The following is a 22,104-nucleotide window of genomic DNA, read 5'->3' as shown; positions in this document are numbered from 1 at the left end:
AAATCAGATTGGAGTGCTTCATTTAGCGACATGAGCAATGTGCTGACAACTGAGAGAGGTTAGCATGGCAAACAGGGATGTTTGGCAAGGCTGTGTTTTGTCAGGAACAAATCACAGCCGGTGGGTTGAGAGCGAACGAAGGCGGAAGGCAGTCACGCAGTGACCATTTGCGTAGTCGCCGCGAGAGTTGGTAAAGAGGGTTCGCGCAAACCCTCTTTACTCGGACGTAAACGCCATATAGAACTAGCTACCAAACAACAAAACGTCCGAAACTAAAAGAACTAAAAAAGTTGAGGAACGGGGTTTTTTGAAACTTAAATTTGTACCCATTTCCAACCCTTTTTTTGACTTAAAATAAAATTATTAAAAATCAAAACATTAAGAAGTTACTCAAAAAAAGGGTTTTTAATAGTAAAATTACGCTTTGTCTTTTTGCCAACTGCATTTATAGTATGTTGTGTTCTAGTTCACTACCGTGTAGGTAGTTTAGAAAAACCGACCCAAACTATTATATTAAAAAATTAGGTTCACTACCGTGTAGGTAGTTTAGAAAATTGCAATGCATACATTGCTGTCGTATTTGCTGTTCACTACCGTGTAGGTAGTTTAGAAAGTTATTATTAATAACCGTAGAATAATGTTTCTGTTCACTACCGTGTAGGTAGTTTAGAAATCCAACACCACGAACTGTGGCGCTAAATTTACGTTCACTACCGTGTAGGTAGTTTAGAAAACTCAGGAAATGTTTTTATTAAAGATGCGTTTGTTCACTACCGTGTAGGTAGTTTAGAAATATAAATATGACAATACAGAAACTGATTTTAGGTTCACTACCGTGTAGGTAGTTTAGAAAATAAACAACTCTAGTACAAGACTCAATCCAACGTTCACTACCTTGTAGGTATGACAAAAGTCTTAACAATTATTTACCAATCTGAATTTGCTATAATTACCTAATATATCTATACTTTTTTCTGCAAGGATTGCATATTTTTAGATAAAAATTATAAATTAAAGGATTAAGAGCATGTTGAGATACCCTTATTTAGGCGCTATTTCTAATTTAATTGTTAATGCAACATTGACCAATAAAGAAAATATATCGAGTCACGGCCCTTCAATACAGCAATTATTCATTAATCAGCCAATAAAGCGAAATTCAACGTTTAATAAAACACTACTCAAATATTCATCCTCATTTGGCCAAACAATAGTGAAATTCTTGAAAAAGATTTGTTTATGTTCTATGGCTTTTTCAACTATATTTAGCCCTGTATACGCGTTAAGTTCATTTACCACAGAAAGTATAAAAGGTAGTGCACCATATTTAACGCTAGATGATGGTGTTAGTAAAATAACGAGTACAGAAGAGCTACTGGCAATTAAATTACCTAATGGTACTGTGATAACCCCGCAAAATGATGTATCAAGTATAACCAATCCGATCGAGTTACCTGATAAAAAAAATACATATGCCAGTGTACAAACGATTGTTCCATTACCTATATCAGGCAATAATCAGTTTCCTGTAATAAATATGACGGATTTACTTGCTGCACCGTATAATTATTTTGCTGATGATGATGGTGATGGATTTGATGATAGTGACCTTATTACCGCAACCGCAACAGGTGACATTAAGATAAAATGGGAAGCCCGTAATCCTGCCGTAGCAGATATTAATGCTAAAAACGCATTTATAGATATTACATCGAAGGTGAAAAGTCATCCTGATGCCATTCCGGATTTATGTGATGGGGTACATAAAATAACCATTAGCGCTAGTAATAGTGAGTTAACTACACCTTATGGTGATCCCAATACAAATCATTTTCAAGAAGGTTCACATAGTTATTATTTAACGCCAAAATTAGATCCAAAAGTGTGTTATGCCCAGCCAAATTTGTATCCTGATAACGCTAGTTTAGGCGGTCGTGATTATGAGATAGATGGCATTTTATGGGATGCCGCACAAATCGAGAGTGACCATGATTATGGGGATTATCGAGGGTATCCAAGTAAAGGTATTAAGGTATTACGAGCAACCAATAGTGGTAATTATCAAGGTGAAACTTCAATAACTAAAAATAACTTTCCAACGACCGGATCACATGGATTGTATTTTTATTTACTATTTGGCGGTATAACACCTGAAGCGGTATTAGCTGCCAATGGCAGTACTGTACAATCTATAGAGGGGGGCAATGTTAGTTTATCATTAAGTGTAAGTAAAACCACTGAATGGGAGCATGGTGAGCATGGACCGATACCATATGGATTGGCTGAACCTGCTATAAAAATAACCTTAATCGGGCCACGTTTCAATTCTACGGATAAGAATTTTAGACCAATGACTTTCAGATTATATGCTGATAGTAATAAAAGTACGCTAATTTATGAATTTAAATTAATGCGTTGGTTTATTGCTAATCCTGAGATTGTTTTTAATAATGAAACTCGATTTGAACCACCTATTGGTTCAAATGATGAAGCTTTAAGTTATCAATCTAAGGCAAGGGATTATTGTAAAAGTTTAGGTAGTGGTTATCGATTGCCAGATGTGAATGAGTTTTCCAATACCAATCCTGACGATGGTTGGATTGGCGGTTATATTAATGAGTATGCAACGTATGCTCGTCGACAATTAAGTTATCAGGAGAATAGAAAGTGGATTGGTGGAATTGCGAATGAATGGGGGTGTATGGCTGAAGATGATTTGTATGATCCTGGTCATAATATGTTTTGCCAAACTTATACAGAAACAGATTGGAATGCATATAATTATTGGACGAATAATGTAGCAACAAATACTGAGCTACCTGAAAATGAAGGAAAACCATTTTTATATCGGGTTGAAGGAAAAACTCGGGTACTTCATTTAAATGCATTTGAAATTCGTGCTGCTTGTGTTACACCTTAAGTGTTAATTGTGTTAATCCTAAAATATAATAAATGCAAGTTATAGTCACTGTTAGTTTTTGATGTATTTTAACAGTTATTAGAGTATTGGTTTTTTATTAATATATTGCATAAAAAAGATAAAAAACCAATATAATACCTAGTATTTAACTAATTAAAATTTTTTTAAGTGGTTTTATAAGTACTATTATTTGTCTAGTATTAATGCGTTATATATCTGAACACTTGAATTTAAAGAATAAAATTCCATTTTATTCTTCCTACCTTTTTATTCAAAAAGGCAATTGTTTTTGCTTATTGGATAAAAGAGCAAAGTATTCAATTATTCTAAAAATGCGTACCATTAATTAATTGAGATTTCTAGGTAAATTAATTTAATAAGGTATCTCATCATGAAGAAATGATTGACCATAGGGTAAATAATAAAGGTCGATTATAAAAAATTTGAGGAACAGGGTTTTTAAAGCCAAAAATCCTCCAATAACCTCTTCGAAATTGGTTTTAAAGGAATAATTAAAGTGTAATATTACATTAAACTTTACAAAAATTAACAATTTAACAGTCGAAATAAGTTGCATGGTTTTTTTCAATCACTATACTTTTATAACTTATTTATATAACAGGATGAATTTTGTGCCAATAGGTATAAAATTGCAAATAAATCATTAATTTAATTGACATGGATGTCGGATATGTATTATAATTTACAACACCAAACACCAAACACCAAACATGCCCAACCTATAATTTAACGTTAGTAAAGTTAAGCACGCGCAGTTTATTATCTCACTACAATTCATTTCTCCAGCAAATTCGGCAAAATTTTTCAAAATTTCTTGGTTTAGCCTTTTTATCTCGGCAGATAGTTTTCGTGTTAATGGTGTTTGTTTTACAGTCTATCTCTTTTTCTAATTATGCATTAACCACTAAAACGACCAATATTATTCAAGGTTCAGCGCCTTATTTAACGCTAGATGATGGTGTTAGTAAAATAACGAGTACAGAAGAGCTACTGGCAATTAAATTACCTAATGGTACTGTGATAACCCCGCAAAATGATGTATCAAGTATATCCAATCCGATCGAGTTACCTGATAAGAACAATACATATGCCAGTGTACAAACGATTGTTCCATTACCTATATCAGGCAATAATCAGTTTCCTATAATAAATATGACTGATTTACTTGCTACACCGTATAATTATTTTGCTGATGATGATGGTGATGGATTTGATGATAGTGACCTTATTACTGCAACCGCGACAGGTGACATTAAGATAAAATGGGAAGCCCGTAATCCTGCCGTAGCAGATATTAATGCTAAAAACGCATTTATAGATATTACATCGAAGGTGAAAAGTCATCCTGATACCATTGTAGATTTATGTGATGGGGTCCATAAAATAACCATTAGTGCTAGTGATAGTGAGTTAACTACACCTTATGGTGATCCCAATACAAATCATTTTCAAGAAGGTTCACATAGTTATTATTTAACGCCAAAATTAGATCCAAAAGTGTGTTATGCCCAGCCAAATTTGTATCCTGATAACGCTAGTTTAGCCGGTCGTGATTATGAGGTAGATGGCATTTTATGGGATTCAGCACAAGTTGACGATGGCACTGAATATGGTCATTATCGAGGGTATCCTAGTAAAGGTATTAAGGTATTGCGAGCAACCAATAGTGGTAATTATCAAGGTGAAACTTCAATAACTAAAAATAACTTTCCAACTACCGGGTCACATGGATTATATTTTTATTTACTATTTGGCGGTATAACACCTGAAGCGGTATTAGCTGCCAATGGCAGTACTGTACAATCTATAGAGGGGGGTAATGTCAGTTTATCATTAAGTGTGAGTAAAACCACTGAATGGGAGGATCATAGTGGTCATGGACCGGATCCATATGGATTGGCTCAACCAGCTATAAAAATAACCTTAATCGGCCCACGTTTTAATTCTACGGATAAGAGTTTTAGACCTATGACATTTAGATTATATGCAGATAGTAATAAAAGTACGCTAATTTATGAATTTAAATTAATGCGTTGGTTTATTGCTAATCCTGAGATTGTTTTTAATAATGAAAGTCCATTTAAACCACCTATTGGTTCAAATGATGAGGCTTTAAGTTATCAATCTAAGGCAAGGGATTATTGTAAAAGTTTAGGTAGTGGTTATCGATTGCCAGATGTGAATGATGTTTCCAATACCAATCCTGACGATGGTTGGATTGGCGGTTATATTAATAGATATGATACGAATGCTCGTCGACAATTAAGTTATCAGGAGAATGGAAAGTGGATTGGTGGAATTGCGAATGAATGGGGTTGCTTATCTGAAGTTGGTAAGCTGGGTCAAAATGTGTATTGCCAAACTTATACAGAAACAGATTGGAATGCATATAATTATTGGACGAATAATGTAGCAACAAATACTGAGCTACCTGAAAATGAAGGAAAACCATTTTTATATCAGGTTGAAGGAAAAACTCGGGTACTTCGTATATATGCATTTGAAATTCGTGCTGCTTGTGTTACACCTTAAGTGTTAATTGTGTTAATCCTAAAATATAATAAACGCAAGTTATAGTCACTGTTAGTTTTTGATGTATTTTAACAGTTATTAGAGTATTGGTTTTTTATTAATATATTGCATAAAAAAGATAAAAAGCCAATATAATACCTACTATTTAACTAATTAAAATTTTTTTAAGTGGTTTTATAAGTACTATTATTTGTCTAGCATTAATCTGCATATCTGAATTAAAAAAATAAAGTTGAATTTTATTCTTGCTGTTTTTTATTCAGTTTCTCTGGTATAAATTTACTCTTTAGTCGATATTTTATAGAGATTTTTTATTCAAAAAGGTAATTGTTTTTGCTTATTGGATAAAAGAGCAAAGTATTCAATTATTCTAAAAATGCGTACCAATAATTAATTGAGATTTCTAGGTAAATTAATTTAATAAGGCATATCATCATGAAGAAATGATTGACCATAGAGTAAATAATAAAGGTCGATTATAAAAAATTTGAGGAACAAGGTTTTTAAAGCCAAAAATCCTCTAATAACCTCTTCGAAATTGGTTTTAAAGGAATAATTAAAGTGTAATATTACATTAAACTTTACAAAAATTAACAATTTAACAGTCGAAATAAGTTGCATGGTTTTTTTCAATCACTATACTTTTATAACTTATTTATATAACAGGATGAATTTTGTGCCAATAGGTATAAAATTGCAAATAAATCATTAATTTAGTTGACATGGATGTCGGATATGTATTATAATTTACAACACCAAACACCAAACACCAAACATGCCCAACCTATAATTTAACGTTAGTAAAGTTAAGCACGCGCAGTTTATTATCTCACTACAATTCATTTCTCCAGCAAATTCGGCAAAATTTTTTAAAATTTCTTGGTTTAGCCTTTTTATCTCGGCAGATAGTTTTCGTGTTAATGGTGTTTGTTTTACAGTCTATCTCTTTTTCTAATTATGCATTAACCACTAAAACGACCAATATTATTCAAGGTTCAGCGCCTTATTTAACGCTAGATGATGGTGTTAGTAAAATAACGAGTACAGAAGAGCTACTGGCAATTAAATTACCTAATGGTACTGTGATAACCCCGCAAAATGATGTATCAAGTATATCCAATCCGATTGAGTTACCTGATAAAACAAATACTTATGCCAGTGTACAAACGATTGTTCCATTACCTATATCAGGCAATAATCAGTTTCCTATAATAAATATGACTGATTTACTTGCTGCACCGTATAATTATTTTGCTGATGATGATGGTGATGGATTTGATGATAGTGACCTTATTACTGCAACCGCGACAGGTGACATTAAGATAAAATGGGAAGCCCGTAATCCTGCTGTAGCAGATATTAATGCTAAAAACGCATTTATAGATATTACATCGAAGGTGAAAAGTCATCCTGATACCATTGTAGATTTATGTGATGGGGTCCATAAAATAACCATTAGTGCTAGTGATAGTGAGTTAACTACACCTTATGGTGATCCCAATACAAATCATTTTCAAGAAGGTTCACATAGTTATTATTTAACGCCAAAATTAGATCCAAAAGTGTGTTATGCCCAGCCAAATTTGTTCTTTGATGGGGGGAGTCTAGGCGGTATTGATTATCAGGTAGATGGAATTTTATGGGATGTCGCACAAGTCGAGAGTGACCATGATTATGGTGTTTATCGAGGGTATCCAAGTAAAGGTATTAAGGTATTACGAGCAACCAATAGTGGTAATTATCAAGGTGAAACTTCAATAACTAAAAATAACTTTCCAACGACCGGGTCACATGGATTGTATTTTTATTTACTATTTGGCGGTATAACACCTGAAGCGGTATTAGCTGCCAATGGCAGTACTGTACAATCTATAGAGGGGGGCAATGTTAGTTTATCATTAAGTGTAAGTAAAACCACTGAATGGGAGCATAGTGGTCATGGACCGTATCCATATGGATTGGCTGAACCTGCTATAAAAATAACCTTAATCGGGCCACGTTTCAATTCTACGGATAAGAATTTTAGACCAATGACTTTCAGATTATATGCTGATAGTAATAAAAGTACGCTAATTTATGAATTTAAATTAATGCGTTGGTTTATTGCTAATCCTGAGATTATTTTTAATAATGAAAATGAAAATTCTCGCCCTATTAGTTCTAACGATGAGGCGTTAAATTATCAAGCTAAGGCAAGGGATTATTGTAAAAGTTTAGGTAGTGGTTATCGATTGCCAGATGTGAATGATTTTTCCAATACCAATCCTGGCTATGGTTGGATTGGCGGTTATGTTAATGAGTATGGAACGTTTGCTCGTCGGCAATTAAGTTATCAGGAGAATGGAAAATGGATTGGTGGAATTGCGAATGAATGGGGGTGTATGGCTGAAGATGATTTGTATGATCCTGGTCATAATATGCTTTGCCAAACTTATACAGGAACAGACTGGCAATCGTATCAGTATTGGACAAATAATGTAATTTCACAATCTGAGCAATCTAAAAATAACGGAAAACCATTTATATATGTAAATGAAGGATATATCGACACAATTGATATGATTCTCGGGGACGGTATTTTTGCTGCTTGTGTTACACCTTAAGTGTTAATTACGATTATAAATAAAAAGTAGGTTAATTTTGATTAACCTACCTAAGTTTAGTTTATTGAATTGCTTTAGCGACTATTTGCTGTGCTTCTTGTTGAAGAGTTAATAGATGCTCATTACTGATAAAACTTTCTGCATAAATCTTATAAGCATCTTCTGTACCAGAAGGACGAGCAGCAAACCAACCATTTTGCGTGATCACTTTTAAACCACCAATTGGCGCATTATTCGCCGGAGCAGTGGTTAAGCATTGAGTAATTTCCTCACCAGCTAGTTTATCTGTGGTTAATTGGCTGGCATCGAGTTTGGCTAATTTTTGTTTTTCAGTAAATGATGCAGGTGCTTGAATTCGACCATAATAAGAAACACCAAATTTAGCTTCAAGTTCTTGGTATTGCTCCTGTGGATTTTTGCCTGTTTTAGCCGTCATTTCCGCCGCTAATAAGCATAAAATGATGCCATCTTTATCCGTTGCCCAAACTTTGCCATTAGTTCTTAAGAATGAACCACCTGCACTTTCTTCACCGGCAAAACCGAGTTTACCATGATAAAGTCCATCAGCATACCATTTAAAGCCAACTGGATATTCAAGGTATTTTTTGTTTAAGCTATTAGCAACACGATCGATCATTGAGCTAGTGACCAGCGTTTTACCAATAGCGATATTTTGATGCCACTGTGGACGATTTTGAAATAAATAGTTTACGCAAGTTGAAAGGTAAGCATTCGGATTCATTAACCCTTTTGGTGTAACAATGCCGTGACGGTCAGCATCAGTATCGTTACCAAAAGCTAAATCAAATTTATCTTTGAGGTTTAATAAACCGGCCATTGCCCAGCGACTTGAACAATCCATACGGATCACTTCATCATGATCAAGGTGCATAAAGCTAAATGTTGGGTCAATTTTATTGTTGACGATTTCAAGGTTTATGCCGTATTTTTCAGCAATGCGGGGCCAATAAGTAATACATGCACCGCCAAGTGGATCAACACCAATTTTTAGCGATGATGCTTTAATTAATGACAGATCTAAAATATTTTCAAGATCGTTAACATAATCAGTTTCATATTCTTTAGTATGAACGTAGTCTGATTTTATTGCTTTCTCTAAGCTAACACGTTTAACACCACTAAGGTTATTTTTTAATAATTCATTAGCACGATTTTCGATTTGTTTAGTTATATCAGTATCAGCGGGACCACCATTAGTCGGATTATATTTGATACCGCCATCTTCAGGTGGATTATGTGATGGAGTAATAACTATGCCATCAGCTAATTGAGATTGTTTATCCTGATTATAAGTCAATATTGCATGAGAGATCACTGGTGTGGGAGTATAGCCCCAATTTTGCGCTATAACTACAGTTTGTTCATTCGCCACAAAGACTTCAAGCACTGATTTTAAAGCAAGTTCAGATAAAGCATGGGTATCTTGACCAATAAAACATGGTCCAGTAATATTGTTTGCTTTGCGATATTCGGCTACTGCTTGGGCAATTGCTAATATGTGTACTTCATTGAAGGTTGCTTTATTTGAGCTACCACGATGACCTGATGTCCCAAAAATAACTAATTGGCTAACATTATCAACATCTGGTTGAATTTGATAATAGTTATTTTGTAATTCTTGGATATTAATTAGGTCAGATGGTTGAGCTAATAATCCTGCACGGCTTGACTTAGCCATTTTTTACTCCTCTTTCATAACTTTATTTTAATATTCACTTTTATAATCATTATGTTAGTGAATTATTATATAGTTTACGGTAAAAAAGCATGGATAACTTGATTAATCATGCTTTCTGAGATACCCATGTCACTCATAATTGATTCAATAATATGAAGTTTTCTAGCTGTATTTGTATTACTAATTACCCAATATGGGGTACCAACAATTTCTCGTGGTTTAGTGTTTTTTCCTGAGGTTTCTAAAGATTGTTTATCTTTAGCTAAGTATTGCCGTTTACTACCATGTAGTGATGTTGCAGCAATTGAAAATAGTGCCGGGTTGTAGTTATAGAGGGCACCAAGTAGTAATAAAAAACGGCTAATGATCGATTTTTCATTTGTAAATGTATCGCTAGTAAGTAGATCATTAAAAATAGGGTAGTGATTTTCTTTGGCTAATATAGGATCAGCTTTAGTTAATACAGGTTGATTAAAGTTTAATAAACGTCGCAAAATACTTGATGCATCTTCACCAATATGTTTAGTTTGACCTGCAATAAATTGATAAAGTTCTTCGTCGATTTCGATAGTTTTCATTCTGTTACTTTGCCTATTAAATTATTTTACCGGACAACCATCAACGGGAATGGCGTCAAAATTTAAACTTTTAATTGGTTTGTCTTGTAAACAATCTGGTTTAGATTGATGAGAGACGGTTTCGTTTTTTGTCGTCGGTTGTTGATTTTCATCATGACAGGCCGTTATCATAACTGATAATAGTAAAGGAAAAAATAACCGTTTCATGTACTTGTTGTATGGTAGATTAACAATTGAGCTGAGTATAACTCAAGTTAACCAAAAATTATATTATCTAATGATAAAAAAATGAAAATGATATTGTTGTTTTTCAAAAAGAATATTATGCTAAACATGGTATAAAAAAGTATACTCAAATTATATGAGGAATAAATTATGAAAAAAATCGTCACATTAACTATTCTAGCAGCTATTTTATCTGGATGTAGTAATAGTGATATTTACTCTGGCGATGTTTATACAGCCGACCAAGCAAAACAAGTCCAACAAGTAAGTTATGGTACAGTTGTATCGGTAAGAGCAGTTAAGATTCAAGCGAATTCTGATGGTAAAAATAATGGTAATTTAGCTGGTACTGTAGGTGGGGCTGTAATTGGTGGTGTTTTAGGTAATACGATTGGTGATGGTACCGGTAGAATTTTAGCTACAGCAACGGGCGCTATTGGTGGTGCAATATTAGGTGATGCGATTGAAAACAAATCTAGTCAAGCTGATGCAGTTGAATTAGAAATTAAACCTGAAAATGGTTCTAATTTTGTTATCGTACAAAAAGGTGATGCTAAACAGTTTTATGCTGGACAAAATGTTAAATTAATTACTAATGGTCAACGTATCAATGCAGCTCCAAGATATAGTGGTAAATAATATCTTATTTATTTCAAATTTATCATTTAAATCTGGCTAGTTTTATCTGAATTTGCTTTCGCTTATAGTTATTATAAGTGAAAGCTTCTTTTAATTTTAATTATCTTATTAGCTATTTAATCCCCATCAGCTAATTGATTATTTAGTCGACATAAAAATTTGCCTGTCTAATCACAAATCGCTAAACTCAAACTAAATGTTTTAATAGTAATAAGGAACTATATAGCAATGCGTGTATTACATACAATGATCCGAGTCGGAGATTTAAAACGTTCAATTGATTTCTATACTCGAGTTATGGGAATGACACTGCTAAGAACCAGTGAAAATCCGGAATATCAATATTCACTCGCTTTTGTCGGTTATGGTGATGAATCAACCAGTTCAGTAATTGAATTAACTTATAATTGGGGAACAGAAAAATATGATCACGGTACAGCTTTCGGTCATATTGCTATTGGTGTAGATAATGTCGCTAAAATGTGTGAGGATGTTCGTCAAGCTGGCGGTCGAGTTACTCGTGAAGCTGGTCCAGTGAAAGGGGGAAAAACGATTATTGCTTTTGTTGAAGATCCCGATGGTTATAAAATAGAGTTAATTCAAAATAGCCAAGCGACTAAAGCATTAGGCAATTAATTCAGTTATGCTAATTTTAACTATCGCCGAATTATCGGCGATATTGGTTCGTTAAATTGAGTTAATATTTCGCAGCTAATAGAGCGGCTAATAGCTGTTGATGTGCTATAGCTTGTTTGCTTTGTTCAAGACTAGCACTAGTCATAATGGCATTTAATGACCTTAGTGATTCATCAAAATCATCATTGATAATCACATAATCATATTCATTGTAATGTGAAATTTCAGATTGAGCTTTATGCATTCTTTTGCTGATCACTTGAGCATCGTCTTGACCTCGTTTGATGAGTCGATTTTCAAGTTCTTTCAATGATGGTGGTAAGATAAAAATACTTTTTGATTCGGGCATTTGCTGCCTAACTTGTTTCGCCCCTTGCCAGTCGATATCTAAAAAAACATTAATACCTTGCATTAAAGATTGCTCAATTTCGGCTTTAGATGTTCCATAATAGTGATCGAATACATGCGCATATTCCACGAAAGCATTCTGCTTAATTAATGATTCAAATTTTTGATTATCAACAAAATAGTAATGTTCACCAGGCTGTTCTCCAGGTCTTGGTTTTCTTGTCGTATGAGAAATAGAAACTTTTGCTGGATGGTGATTTTCTTGTGCTAAATAGGCACGAATAAGACTTGATTTACCAGCACCACTTGGTGCCGAGATAATGAATAAAGTACCCGTATTCATAAATAATATTACCGTTTTTTAATAAGATAATGAGTGATTTTTATTGTCACAAAGAGCCGATAGGCGCTATTATAACAAAATTTGCTTATTGTATGTGGCTTATTGTTACATCTAGATTTTATTATTAGCAATCAATTATATAACGAATAATGTAGTATAGAAATTGAATCAATATTATTACAATTACTAAATATATTAGATAGCAATTTATTTCATTAAGGAAAGGAAAATGTCTTTAACATTTAAAGATGGTGTACAAGCGTGTATTCCAACTTTATTGGGTTATATTGGAATAGGTATTGCCGCAGGTGTTGTGGGTAAAGCATCTAACTTATCGGTATTAGAAGTGACTCTCATGGCAATTATTATTTATGCTGGTGCATCACAATTTATCATCACCGGTTTAATGATGGTAGCAACACCAATAACAGCGATTATTTTTACGGTGTTTTTAGTTAATTCACGGCATTTTTTGATGAGTATGGCTACCGCACCGGCATTTCGTCGTTTCTCATTATTGAATAATATTGGTATTGGCAGTCTATTAACTGATGAAAGTTTTGCAGTAGCCATGAATGCTATTGCTAATAAACAACCCGTAAATCCAGCCTGGATGCATGGACTAAATATAACCGCTTATTCTGCGTGGATATTATCATGCTTAGTTGGGGCATTGATTGGTGAATGGTTACCCAATCCAGCACAATTTGGATTAGATTATGCATTAGTGGCGATGTTTATTGGTTTACTTTATTTACAGTTAACAGGTGATAAATCTAAAACAGTTCTAAATCGTGTTATAGCAATGTTGACGGTCAGTGTGATATTGATCTTTTTATTACGTTTTGTCTCATCAGAAATGGCGATATTATTTAGTACTTTTGCCGGTTGCTTTATGGGGATTATTGTGGAGCGTAAAGCATGAGTATTTATAGTATATTAATCATTTTGGGTAGTGGTTTGGTGACTTGGTTACCTCGGGTTATCCCTTTCTTATTAGTCAGAAAATTGCAATTGCCTGAAGTAGTCATTCGTTTTTTATCCTATGTACCTATTTGTATTTTAACGGCACTATTTGTTGAAAATCTTTTTATAGTTAAACAAGGCGAATTTCCTAGTTTTAATGTTGAATATTGCTTAGCTGCAGTGCCAACTATTGGTATTGCTGTTTTGACTCGTAACTTAATGTGGGTCGTTATTGTTGGAATGAGTAGTATGGCATTAATTCGCTATTTTATTATCTAAGCTGATTTTTTTTATTCAAACAAAAACAGGGCTATTGCCCTGTTTTACTATTTAATTTTTTTAGGTTCTTTCTTTTTGTTCCAATCTTATAATGCTTTTAGTCAGCTTTTCCGCTTCGGCTGTTTGGCCTAATTGATTTAAATAATTGGCCATTGCTTTCTGATTAGCTAAGTTATTGACGATAACTTTTGGTTGTTGTTTCCACCATTTTATTAGAGCAAGTGGATCACTATTGGTTGATAATTGTTTGATACGGCCAATATAGGCTGCTTGTCTAAATTGATCAAGTTGAGAGTCTGGATAAGCTTTAGTTTTATACATGATTGGTAGTAAATCAATAACCGATTGATAATCTTCCGTTTCATAATAGAGTTGATCTGCCAATCTCAATATTTCAACATTACGCGGTTTTTCATTTAATAATTTTTCAATTGTGATTTTAGCTGCACTATATTCATGATTTTTGAGTTGTAGACGAATTTGTACCAGTTGAAAAGCAAATAACTCTTTTGGTTGGCAACATTTTGCCGCCTCGACTAAAGATTGATTGGCGGCGATTAATTGGTCTGCATCAATTTGTGCTTGAGCTGCAAGTAAATAAGATAAAGTTGAGCTTTTTGCACCTTTGGCACTTTTCATAAATAGTTTAGCGGCTTGTTGATAATCACCTTGTAAAAGGTAAAATTGCGCTTGTTCAACACGTTTAACCGATTTTTTCGGTGATTTTAATCTTAACCATTCACCTAGAGCAGTTTTTGAGTTGAAGATTTTTTTACATATTTCATAAACTAAATACAGGACAAGTAATCCTAACAATTGTAATATGACAAATGAGTTAAAAGACATACTTATTCTATATTTAGCAACTTCAAATACCGCTGACCCTTGATGGCCTTCAAAAATAGGGCCAAGGAAAAATCCACCGACTAATACTAAGAAAATAATGAGTATTTTTAACATTATTATTCTCCTATTTACCTAATGCTGATTTGACTCGGGTTTGCATTAATTTTTCAAGCTCAATAATGCTGTCGAGTTTATCGGGGATATTTTGATTACTAATCGATTGTTTTTGTAAACTATCAAGATCATTTAAGAACAATTTAACTGCTGATGCATTACCATCGAAATAAGCATTAATCCAAGTCGAAGCATCATGTAAAGCACGTTGATATATGAGTTCTTGATGTCTTGGTACTGCCTGTGCCGCAATTAATAACCGGAAACGAATATTTTCACGAAGATACAGAGTCTGTTCTAAACTTAAAGGTGTTTTTAAAATTTGACATCTAACAATTTGCTTTTCATCATTACCAGCCTTATCTAAACAAGTGGCAAAATGGTTATCTTTTGCGTCAAGTTTTTCAATTTTGATAAATTTGTCCATAAATTTTTCGGCATTGACAAGTAAATTATCTGACCAATCATCTATTGATGAGCTAACATTATCATTTTCAGCTAAGTTCGATGACGGTTTATTACTTGTTGAAACCTCATCTGCGGTTTTAATTTCATTTTGGTTAACTGCCTGCGCAGCTTCTTTATAATTACCGACTAAAGGTAGGTCTGTTAATGATTCAGATAAACCTAATAGCTTAATAATAATTCCATCCTCATCAATAAAACTGATTTGTGATAAGGCATTAATATCTTTGCTGATGGCTTGTCTTGCGGCTAATAGACTTGGATCATTGGTTTTGGCCAAACTTTCATCAGCACTTTTTAATAATAGACGAGCACTGGTATAATCTTGGTCATTCCAAATTTTTCTACCAGCAAGATGGACTAAATAGTTAGCCTGTGAGATTAACCAAACATTATTATCAAGTGTGGATAGGGCTGATAAACGTTCATTAATAGTATTTAAGTTTTGTTCGTTTAACTTAGTTGCATCGTTAATTTGTATGGTTAATTGTTGTTGAATCTTTTGGTTTTCATTTAATTGGCGATCAACACGTTGTGATAAAGATGTAAACTGTTGGTTTTGTTGATTAACGGCATCATTAATATTACTTTGCAAATCATTAATTATGCTAGCTTTAGTATTTTGCTTTAAGTTTGCAACTTCTGTTTGTAAGGTGGCAATCTTTCGCTTTTGATTTTCAATTTGTTTATATCCTTGGAAATAAACAAATCCACTTAGACAAACTGTTAATGCTATGGCAAGTACCGACAGTTTTGATACAGGTGTATGGGATTTACTGCTATTAACCGATGAATTGGTTGGTTGTTCGATTTTTGGACTAGAAGTTTTTTTGATTGGTTCTTTTTTATCTACGTTCATCGTCTTTTTCGCTTCTTTGTTTGCATTAGGTATAGGCGGTTGACTAAATGAAGTGGTGCTGATGTTTGAAAGTGTTGCATTGGCACCATAGTATTTTGCTGGCATAAATTAACCTCATTTAGATTTTTTAAATATTTTTGGCATTATGACATAGAGTTATCATTGTTTTAAATAAAAATTGATTATTTGCGCTAACAATTTTTAAAACTTTTTGCCAATTTAACTGTTTAGCTTTTGTAAAAATTCTCTCACTGGTAACGATTAGTTGCGCTTCATTCTTATGTTTATTTTGGCAGTAAATATCTAGTTGTAATAAGTGATCAACACTTGTAATTAATATGATTTGTTGGGCAATATTTTCGGCTAATATGTTTGGTTTATAAGTAATAGTTTGACGAGTATAGCATGCAATTGTTTTCACATTAACTGTTTGCAATTTTAACTGCTGAGATAATTGTTGACCACCATTATCCCCACAAAGAATTAATGCATTATGACCACTTATTGCTTGTTGATTTAATAATGATAATAATCCGGCACTATTTTCTTCATTAGGGTAATCAACATGAACGTTATTTTGCTGACTAAATAATTTGGCAGATTTTTTGCCAATGGCAAAATAGCGAAGGTGATTAGGTAACCTGAGATTAGGCAGATATTGTTCAATCATATAAGTGACTTGTGGTGAAACAATAATAACCATATCACTTAGATTGAGGTTATCCAATTGTTGCTGCAAATGCCTCAGATCTTGACCAGCTAAGATATTAAAAAAAGGTAGATGTATTGCTGATACATTGGCTTGATTTAATAATCGGGTTAAATTATCCCCTTCGGGGGAAGGGCGAGTAATATAAATCATTAGTTAATTAGTTCCGCTAATATTTTATCAGCGCCTTTAGCTAATAATTTTGCTGCCAATTTTTCACCTAAGCTCTCGGCTTCTGTGGCAGCTCCTGTTATACTAACTTTAATAATTGTTGAACCATCTAGACTGCCAACTAAACCATTTAAGGTTAATAAATTGTTATTTAAAAGACTTTGACAGGCAATAGGCACTTGACAGCCACCTTGCAATGCCTGATTCATTGCTCTTTCGGCTTGAATACAAATTCGGCTATGTTTATCATCAAGTGGCGCAAGTAATTGCAAGATTGTTTCATCATTGATTCGAGTTTCGATACCAACTGCACCTTGGCCTACCGCGGGTAAAATTAAGTCAGTATCAATGTATTGCTTGATTCGTTCCTGTAATCCTAGTCGTCTTAAACCAACCGCAGCTAGAATTATGCCATCATATTCTTGATTATCCAATTTTGATAAGCGCGAACCAACATTACCACGTAAATCCTTGATTATGAGATGTGGATATTTAGCCCGTAATTGACATTGACGTCTTAAACTTGAGGTGCCAATGATAGCGCCATTAGGTAAATCATCTAAACATTGATATTGATTTGATATAAATGCATCACGAACATCATCTCGTTGACAGATTGTAGCAAGTGTTAATCCTGTAGGAAATTGAGCTGGAATGTCTTTAATAGAATGAACGGCAATATCAGCTTTATTATCTATTATGGCTTGTTCTAATTGTTTGACAAATAACCCTTTACCACCGATTTTCGATAGCGGACTATCCAATAGTACATCACCCTTAGTTACCATTGGGATTAGTTCAACGGTTAAATCTCGGTGGATAGTCATTAATTGTTGTTTAACAAAGTTAGCTTGCCAAAGGGCTAAGGGACTTTTTCTTGTTGCGATGCGGATTTTCAATGATGCTCCCTATCTACCGAATTTTAAATATTTTTGTTGTTATATGTCATTCAACATAAATTGGTTAGCCTAAAACTCATTATGTTTGAGTTTTAGGCTGCGACACTCATAATGTCAGTTATAATTCATCAACAAAATTAATGGCAAAACCAATGTAATTTGCTGGGGTTAACTGTTTTAAACGAGCTTTTTCATGTTCAGGTAACGCTAACGAATCGATAAATTGTTGCATTCCTTGTGCATCGACACGTTTACCTCGCGTTAATTCTTTTAATTTTTCGTATGGTTTTTCGATACCATAACGACGCATCACGGTTTGAATTGGTTCAGCTAATACTTCCCAATTTCGATTAAGTTCATCAAGTAGATGCTCTTGATTTACTTCAAGTTTATTTAGACCTTTAAGTGTTGACTGATAAGCAATAATCGCATAACCAATACCTACTCCGAGATTACGTAATACCGTTGAGTCGGTTAAATCTCGTTGCCAACGAGAAATAGGTAATTTACTACCAAGATGACTCATGATTGCATTAGCAAGGCCTAAATTGCCTTCTGAATTCTCAAAATCAATTGGGTTAACTTTATGTGGCATAGTTGAAGAACCAATTTCACCAGCAACGGTTTTCTGTTTAAAATGATTTAAAGCGATATACCCCCAAACATCACGATCAAAATCGATCATAATTGTATTAAAACGGGCAATACAATCAAAATATTCAGCAATATAATCATGTGGTTCAATTTGGGTAGTATATGGATTCCACTGTAATCCTAATGAAGTTACAAATTCCTCACTAAATTTATGCCAATTGATTTGTGGATAAGCAACCATATGCGCATTATAATTACCTGTAGCACCATTGATTTTACCTAGGATTTCAATTGACTCTAATTGTTTTAACTGTCTTTTTAATCGATAAGCAACATTGGCAAATTCTTTACCGATGGTAGAAGGCGTAGCTGGTTGTCCGTGTGTTCTTGATAATAATGGTAAGTCACGATAAGTCTTAGCTTGCGTAGTGATGATAGTAATTAATTTGTTCCAGTAAGGGATAAGAACTGTGTCTCTGGCTGTTTTTAACATTAAAGCATAAGATAGATTGTTGATATCTTCTGATGTACAGGCAAAGTGGATAAATTCATTAATAGCTTGCAGTTCTTCGTTAGTGTTAACTTTTTCTTTTAAGAAATACTCAACAGCTTTAACATCATGATTTGTTGTCTTTTCGATTGTTTTGATGCGTATTGCATCTTGTTCATTAAAGTTTTCAACAATTTTATTAAGGTGCTTAGTAGCTTGCTCACTTAGCGTTGGTACTTCAAGAATATCTGCTTGTTTAGCGAGTTTTTGTAGCCATCGAACTTCAACTTGCACACGATATTTTAACAAACCATATTCACTAAAAATGGTGCGTAATTCTGTTGTTTTGTCACCATAACGACCATCAATTGGTGATAGGGCGGTAAGAGCAGATAATTCCATCGGTTTTACTCCGTTGCTATTTTTTTAAATTTAATAACTTTGTTGATTAATATCTTTTAATAATTCTTGTGCTGCATTACATATTCGTTTACGACCCAGCAAAATTTGCCAGCGACTACCACCAACTTGGTACCATAAAATGGCGGAACGAACACAACCTAGTAGTGAAGCTCTAACTTTGGCTTGCACTAATGAATTTTGTAAATACTCAGCTTTACCTACTACTTTGATTTTGGTTGATAGAGGACTGATAATATCCGAATAGATTCCCGCTAATGAATAAGAGAGATCATCAACATGATTACCAATTGTCTCCTGATTCATATCTGAATAAAGTCCAGATATCCGTTGTAAACGTTGATCGATTTTACCTAGTGCATCATTATTTTTTAAAAGTTTGCTAGTGACACTTAATGCACCAAACAAATAACGGATGATTTCAACTTGTTGCTTTTGATTGGATGATAGTAGTGAGATAAGTGTTTCAAGACCAGTTTTAATATTGATAATACCATCATAAACATCATCAGTGGTTTTTGGTGATGTCTTAAATATGCTTTTAATTGCTATTTGATAAAGCGTATTGTTACAAACCCCTGTATTAGCAATTTGGGGAATAAGTGACGCACTTTGTGTTACGCCGGCAAGGGCTATTGCAATATGATGGTATTTACTATTCACTTTAATGATCCTTACTGCTTACAATTCGTTCCTCAATAATACCGCCACCAAGGCAGACTTCATCTTGATAGAATACCGCTGATTGCCCTGGTGTTACTGCTGCAACAGGTTGTTCAAACATTACTTGAATTTTATCTTGTTCTAATGGTGTGACATTACAAACAATATCTTGTTGACGATAACGGGTTTTTACTGTGCATTGAAAAGGTTTAGTTACAACTTTACGATCAACCCAGTGTAGTTGTTGAGCAATTAATCCATCCGAAAACAAAGCAGGATGATCATGACCTTGGGCTACAATTAATTCATTATTTTTTATGTCTTTGTCAACAACATACCATGGTGTATCATCGGCTTGTTTTAGACCACCTATACCAAGTCCTTTACGTTGTCCTAATGTGTGATACATTAGACCTTGATGTTGACCAATAACTTCACCGTCTACAGTACGAATCACTCCTGATTGTGCGGGTAAATAACGAGCTAAAAAGTCACTGAATTTTCTTTCACCAATAAAACAGATCCCTGTTGAGTCTTTTTTTGTTGCTGTTGCTAGGCCCAGTTTTTCGGCTATTTTTCGTACTTGTGGTTTTTCCAGTTCACCAACAGGAAATAAGCTTTGTCTAATTTGATTTTCACTCAGCGTATATAAAAAATAACTTTGGTCTTTATTGTTATCTATACCGCGCAGTAATTCGACTTTATTTCCATTTTCTCGCTTGCGAACATAATGACCGGTAGCGATATAATCAGCGCCAAGATCTTCGGCTGCATATTCAAGAAAAGCTTTAAATTTGATCTCTTTATTGCACAGGATATCAGGATTAGGCGTTCTACCCGCTTTATATTCGGATAAAAAATGTTCAAATACGTTATCCCAGTATTCGGCAGCAAAATTGATTGTGTGTAATTTGATGTTTAATTTATCACAAACTGCTTGCGCATCGGCTAAATCGATCGCCGCTGAACAATATTCTTCAGTGTCATCTTCTTCCCAATTTTTCATAAATAAACCAACAACATCGTAACCTTGTTGTTGTAATAAATAAGCAGAAACGGAAGAGTCTACGCCGCCAGACATGCCGACAACGACTTTTTTTCGAGTGTTTATATTTGGCATAATAACTAAATCAATGGGCAAAAATTTTGTGATAATTTTAGCATAATTATGATGAAATGTATAAGGCTATGCAAAAGAGGGATATGGATTAGATTAACAAATTTTGATTAATAGTTGTCTGCTGATGTTTATTCGCAGAAAAAAATAATTATGGTTCAAAACTCCATTGATAATATCAATGGAGTTAAAATTAGAAATAGTTTTATTATGGTGATATTAATTAAGATCTTTTAATAAATAGACTACATGACCGATTATTTTAAAATCGTCCTGTTCTTTTCTGTCAACCACCATAGCTGGATATTTAGGGTTATCTGAAATTAAAACTAAGTTAGCACCTTGATTTTGAATACGCTTGATACTTATATGCTCATCGTACTGTACCGCATAAAGAAAACCATCAATAGGTTTAGCATAAGCTTTATTGATAATAAGGATATCATGATTTGATATAGTTGGTTCCATACTATCACCCTTAGCCCAAACAGCGACTAGATTATCAACTTCACAACCATGATGTTTGATTAAGGTGATATCAAATGGAATTGTTTCCAAAACTGAAAATGCACTATTTGTTTCATTGAGATGATGAAATGGAATATCAATAGAACCTTTACCTTGGCTTTCTGGAAGTAAACGACATTCTCCCTTTCCTGTCACAAGCCACTCGATTGGTACATCGCATTTCTGAGCTATTGTTGCCAATCTATTTAGCGATGGATAGGTTTTACCACATAAATAATCTCGTATTACTGCTTCAGACATTCCTACTTTTTTTGCAAAAGCGTTTCCTGAGAGACCTTCTAAAACAATAGTTAATCGATTTTTAAAGTTTATTACTCCCGTACTGGTTAGTGCTCGTGTTTTTTCTTGATCTGACTGTTTTTTTACTTTATTTTCCATTGTTTTTTATTCCATTTCTAGATATTTTTTTGTTTTTATTATTTTAATTCGTTTTTTTATAT

The 22,104-nt window shown here is 33.7% G+C and carries 19 protein-coding genes and 1 CRISPR repeat array; of the genes, 7 read left to right on the top strand and 12 right to left on the bottom strand.

Annotated features, from left to right (window positions below; genetic code table 11):
• Nucleotides 1-465 precede the first annotated feature (465 nt).
• Nucleotides 466-913: a CRISPR direct-repeat array (repeat unit 28 nt; unit sequence GTTCACTACCGTGTAGGTAGTTTAGAAA).
• Nucleotides 914-1,027: 114 nt separating this feature from the next.
• The 3 genes from H3T54_RS06745 (at nucleotide 1,028) to H3T54_RS06735 (ending at nucleotide 8,076) form a co-directional block, all read left to right on the top strand.
• Complete coding sequence (locus H3T54_RS06745; protein ID WP_198221625.1) at nucleotides 1,028-2,920, top strand: hypothetical protein; 1,893 nt, start codon at nucleotides 1,028-1,030, stop codon at nucleotides 2,918-2,920.
• 876 nt (nucleotides 2,921-3,796) lie between these two features.
• Entirely contained in the window at nucleotides 3,797-5,473 is a 1,677-nt protein-coding gene (locus H3T54_RS06740) for a hypothetical protein (RefSeq protein ID WP_198223316.1), read from the top strand.
• 920 nt (nucleotides 5,474-6,393) lie between these two features.
• Entirely contained in the window at nucleotides 6,394-8,076 is a 1,683-nt protein-coding gene (locus H3T54_RS06735) for a hypothetical protein (protein WP_198223315.1), read from the top strand.
• 61 nt (nucleotides 8,077-8,137) lie between these two features.
• Here H3T54_RS06735 and pgm read toward each other — a convergent pair whose 3' ends face one another.
• The 3 genes from pgm to H3T54_RS06720 form a co-directional block, all read right to left on the bottom strand.
• The gene (pgm, locus tag H3T54_RS06730) at nucleotides 8,138-9,775 is read right to left on the bottom strand and encodes a phosphoglucomutase (alpha-D-glucose-1,6-bisphosphate-dependent) (protein ID WP_110448128.1); all 1,638 of its coding nucleotides are present in this window, start codon (nucleotides 9,773-9,775) and stop codon (nucleotides 8,138-8,140) included.
• Nucleotides 9,776-9,849: 74 nt separating this feature from the next.
• The gene (locus H3T54_RS06725) at nucleotides 9,850-10,353 is read right to left on the bottom strand and encodes a replication initiation regulator SeqA (protein ID WP_198201080.1); all 504 of its coding nucleotides are present in this window, start codon (nucleotides 10,351-10,353) and stop codon (nucleotides 9,850-9,852) included.
• 21 nt (nucleotides 10,354-10,374) lie between these two features.
• Nucleotides 10,375-10,560: a hypothetical protein gene (locus H3T54_RS06720; protein ID WP_198221619.1), complete on the bottom strand. Its 186-nt coding sequence runs from the start codon at nucleotides 10,558-10,560 to the stop codon at nucleotides 10,375-10,377.
• A gap of 165 nt (nucleotides 10,561-10,725) precedes the next feature.
• Here H3T54_RS06720 and H3T54_RS06715 point away from each other — a divergent pair, with 165 nt between their 5' ends.
• Together H3T54_RS06715 and gloA are read left to right on the top strand one after the other, a co-directional pair.
• Nucleotides 10,726-11,217, top strand: coding sequence for a glycine zipper 2TM domain-containing protein (locus tag H3T54_RS06715; RefSeq protein WP_110448126.1), 492 nt, complete (start codon nucleotides 10,726-10,728; stop codon nucleotides 11,215-11,217).
• Nucleotides 11,218-11,445: 228 nt separating this feature from the next.
• On the top strand, nucleotides 11,446-11,853 hold the full coding sequence (gene gloA, locus H3T54_RS06710; RefSeq protein WP_110448125.1) for a lactoylglutathione lyase: 408 nt from the start codon (nucleotides 11,446-11,448) through the stop codon (nucleotides 11,851-11,853).
• Between the two features lie 61 nt (nucleotides 11,854-11,914).
• On the opposite strand, the gene gmk is transcribed toward gloA, so the two are convergent.
• Complete coding sequence (gmk, locus tag H3T54_RS06705) at nucleotides 11,915-12,544, bottom strand: guanylate kinase (protein ID WP_198221617.1); 630 nt, start codon at nucleotides 12,542-12,544, stop codon at nucleotides 11,915-11,917.
• A 229-nt stretch (nucleotides 12,545-12,773) separates the two neighbouring features.
• Here gmk and H3T54_RS06700 point away from each other — a divergent pair, with 229 nt between their 5' ends.
• The gene (locus tag H3T54_RS06700) at nucleotides 12,774-13,469 is read left to right on the top strand and encodes an AzlC family ABC transporter permease (protein WP_198199587.1); all 696 of its coding nucleotides are present in this window, start codon (nucleotides 12,774-12,776) and stop codon (nucleotides 13,467-13,469) included.
• Nucleotides 13,466-13,789: an AzlD domain-containing protein gene (locus tag H3T54_RS06695; RefSeq protein WP_198221615.1), complete on the top strand. Its 324-nt coding sequence runs from the start codon at nucleotides 13,466-13,468 to the stop codon at nucleotides 13,787-13,789. Before H3T54_RS06700 ends, H3T54_RS06695 begins: the two co-directional genes overlap by 4 nt.
• A gap of 60 nt (nucleotides 13,790-13,849) precedes the next feature.
• Here H3T54_RS06695 and H3T54_RS06690 read toward each other — a convergent pair whose 3' ends face one another.
• The 8 genes from H3T54_RS06690 to H3T54_RS06655 all read right to left on the bottom strand — a co-directional run bounded on the left by H3T54_RS06690 (nucleotide 13,850) and on the right by H3T54_RS06655 (nucleotide 22,042).
• Complete coding sequence (locus H3T54_RS06690) at nucleotides 13,850-14,749, bottom strand: heme biosynthesis HemY N-terminal domain-containing protein (protein WP_110448121.1); 900 nt, start codon at nucleotides 14,747-14,749, stop codon at nucleotides 13,850-13,852.
• A gap of 10 nt (nucleotides 14,750-14,759) precedes the next feature.
• Nucleotides 14,760-16,178 (bottom strand): uroporphyrinogen-III C-methyltransferase, encoded by a 1,419-nt coding sequence (locus H3T54_RS06685; RefSeq protein WP_198221613.1) that lies wholly within the window; start codon nucleotides 16,176-16,178, stop codon nucleotides 14,760-14,762.
• Between the two features lie 22 nt (nucleotides 16,179-16,200).
• Nucleotides 16,201-16,935: a uroporphyrinogen-III synthase gene (locus H3T54_RS06680; RefSeq protein WP_198221611.1), complete on the bottom strand. Its 735-nt coding sequence runs from the start codon at nucleotides 16,933-16,935 to the stop codon at nucleotides 16,201-16,203.
• A complete protein-coding gene (gene hemC, locus H3T54_RS06675; RefSeq protein ID WP_198221609.1) occupies nucleotides 16,935-17,852 on the bottom strand; it encodes a hydroxymethylbilane synthase in 918 nt (305 codons plus the stop codon). The genes H3T54_RS06680 and hemC overlap by 1 nt, the downstream gene beginning before the upstream one ends.
• Nucleotides 17,853-17,970: 118 nt before the next feature.
• Nucleotides 17,971-19,338 (bottom strand): adenylosuccinate lyase, encoded by a 1,368-nt coding sequence (gene purB, locus H3T54_RS06670; RefSeq protein WP_198221606.1) that lies wholly within the window; start codon nucleotides 19,336-19,338, stop codon nucleotides 17,971-17,973.
• A gap of 30 nt (nucleotides 19,339-19,368) precedes the next feature.
• A complete protein-coding gene (hflD, locus tag H3T54_RS06665; RefSeq protein ID WP_198221604.1) occupies nucleotides 19,369-20,019 on the bottom strand; it encodes a high frequency lysogenization protein HflD in 651 nt (216 codons plus the stop codon).
• A 1-nt stretch (nucleotide 20,020) separates the two neighbouring features.
• Nucleotides 20,021-21,139 (bottom strand): tRNA 2-thiouridine(34) synthase MnmA, encoded by a 1,119-nt coding sequence (gene mnmA / locus H3T54_RS06660; RefSeq protein ID WP_198221602.1) that lies wholly within the window; start codon nucleotides 21,137-21,139, stop codon nucleotides 20,021-20,023.
• Nucleotides 21,140-21,355: 216 nt separating this feature from the next.
• Nucleotides 21,356-22,042, bottom strand: coding sequence for a LexA family transcriptional regulator (locus tag H3T54_RS06655; RefSeq protein ID WP_110448114.1), 687 nt, complete (start codon nucleotides 22,040-22,042; stop codon nucleotides 21,356-21,358).
• Between the last annotated feature and the right edge of the window lie 62 nt (nucleotides 22,043-22,104).

Source organism: Gilliamella sp. B14384G10 (genome assembly GCF_016101685.1).
GTDB lineage: Bacteria > Pseudomonadota > Gammaproteobacteria > Enterobacterales > Orbaceae > Gilliamella > Gilliamella apis_A.
This window is presented reverse-complemented; position numbering and strand designations above follow the sequence as displayed.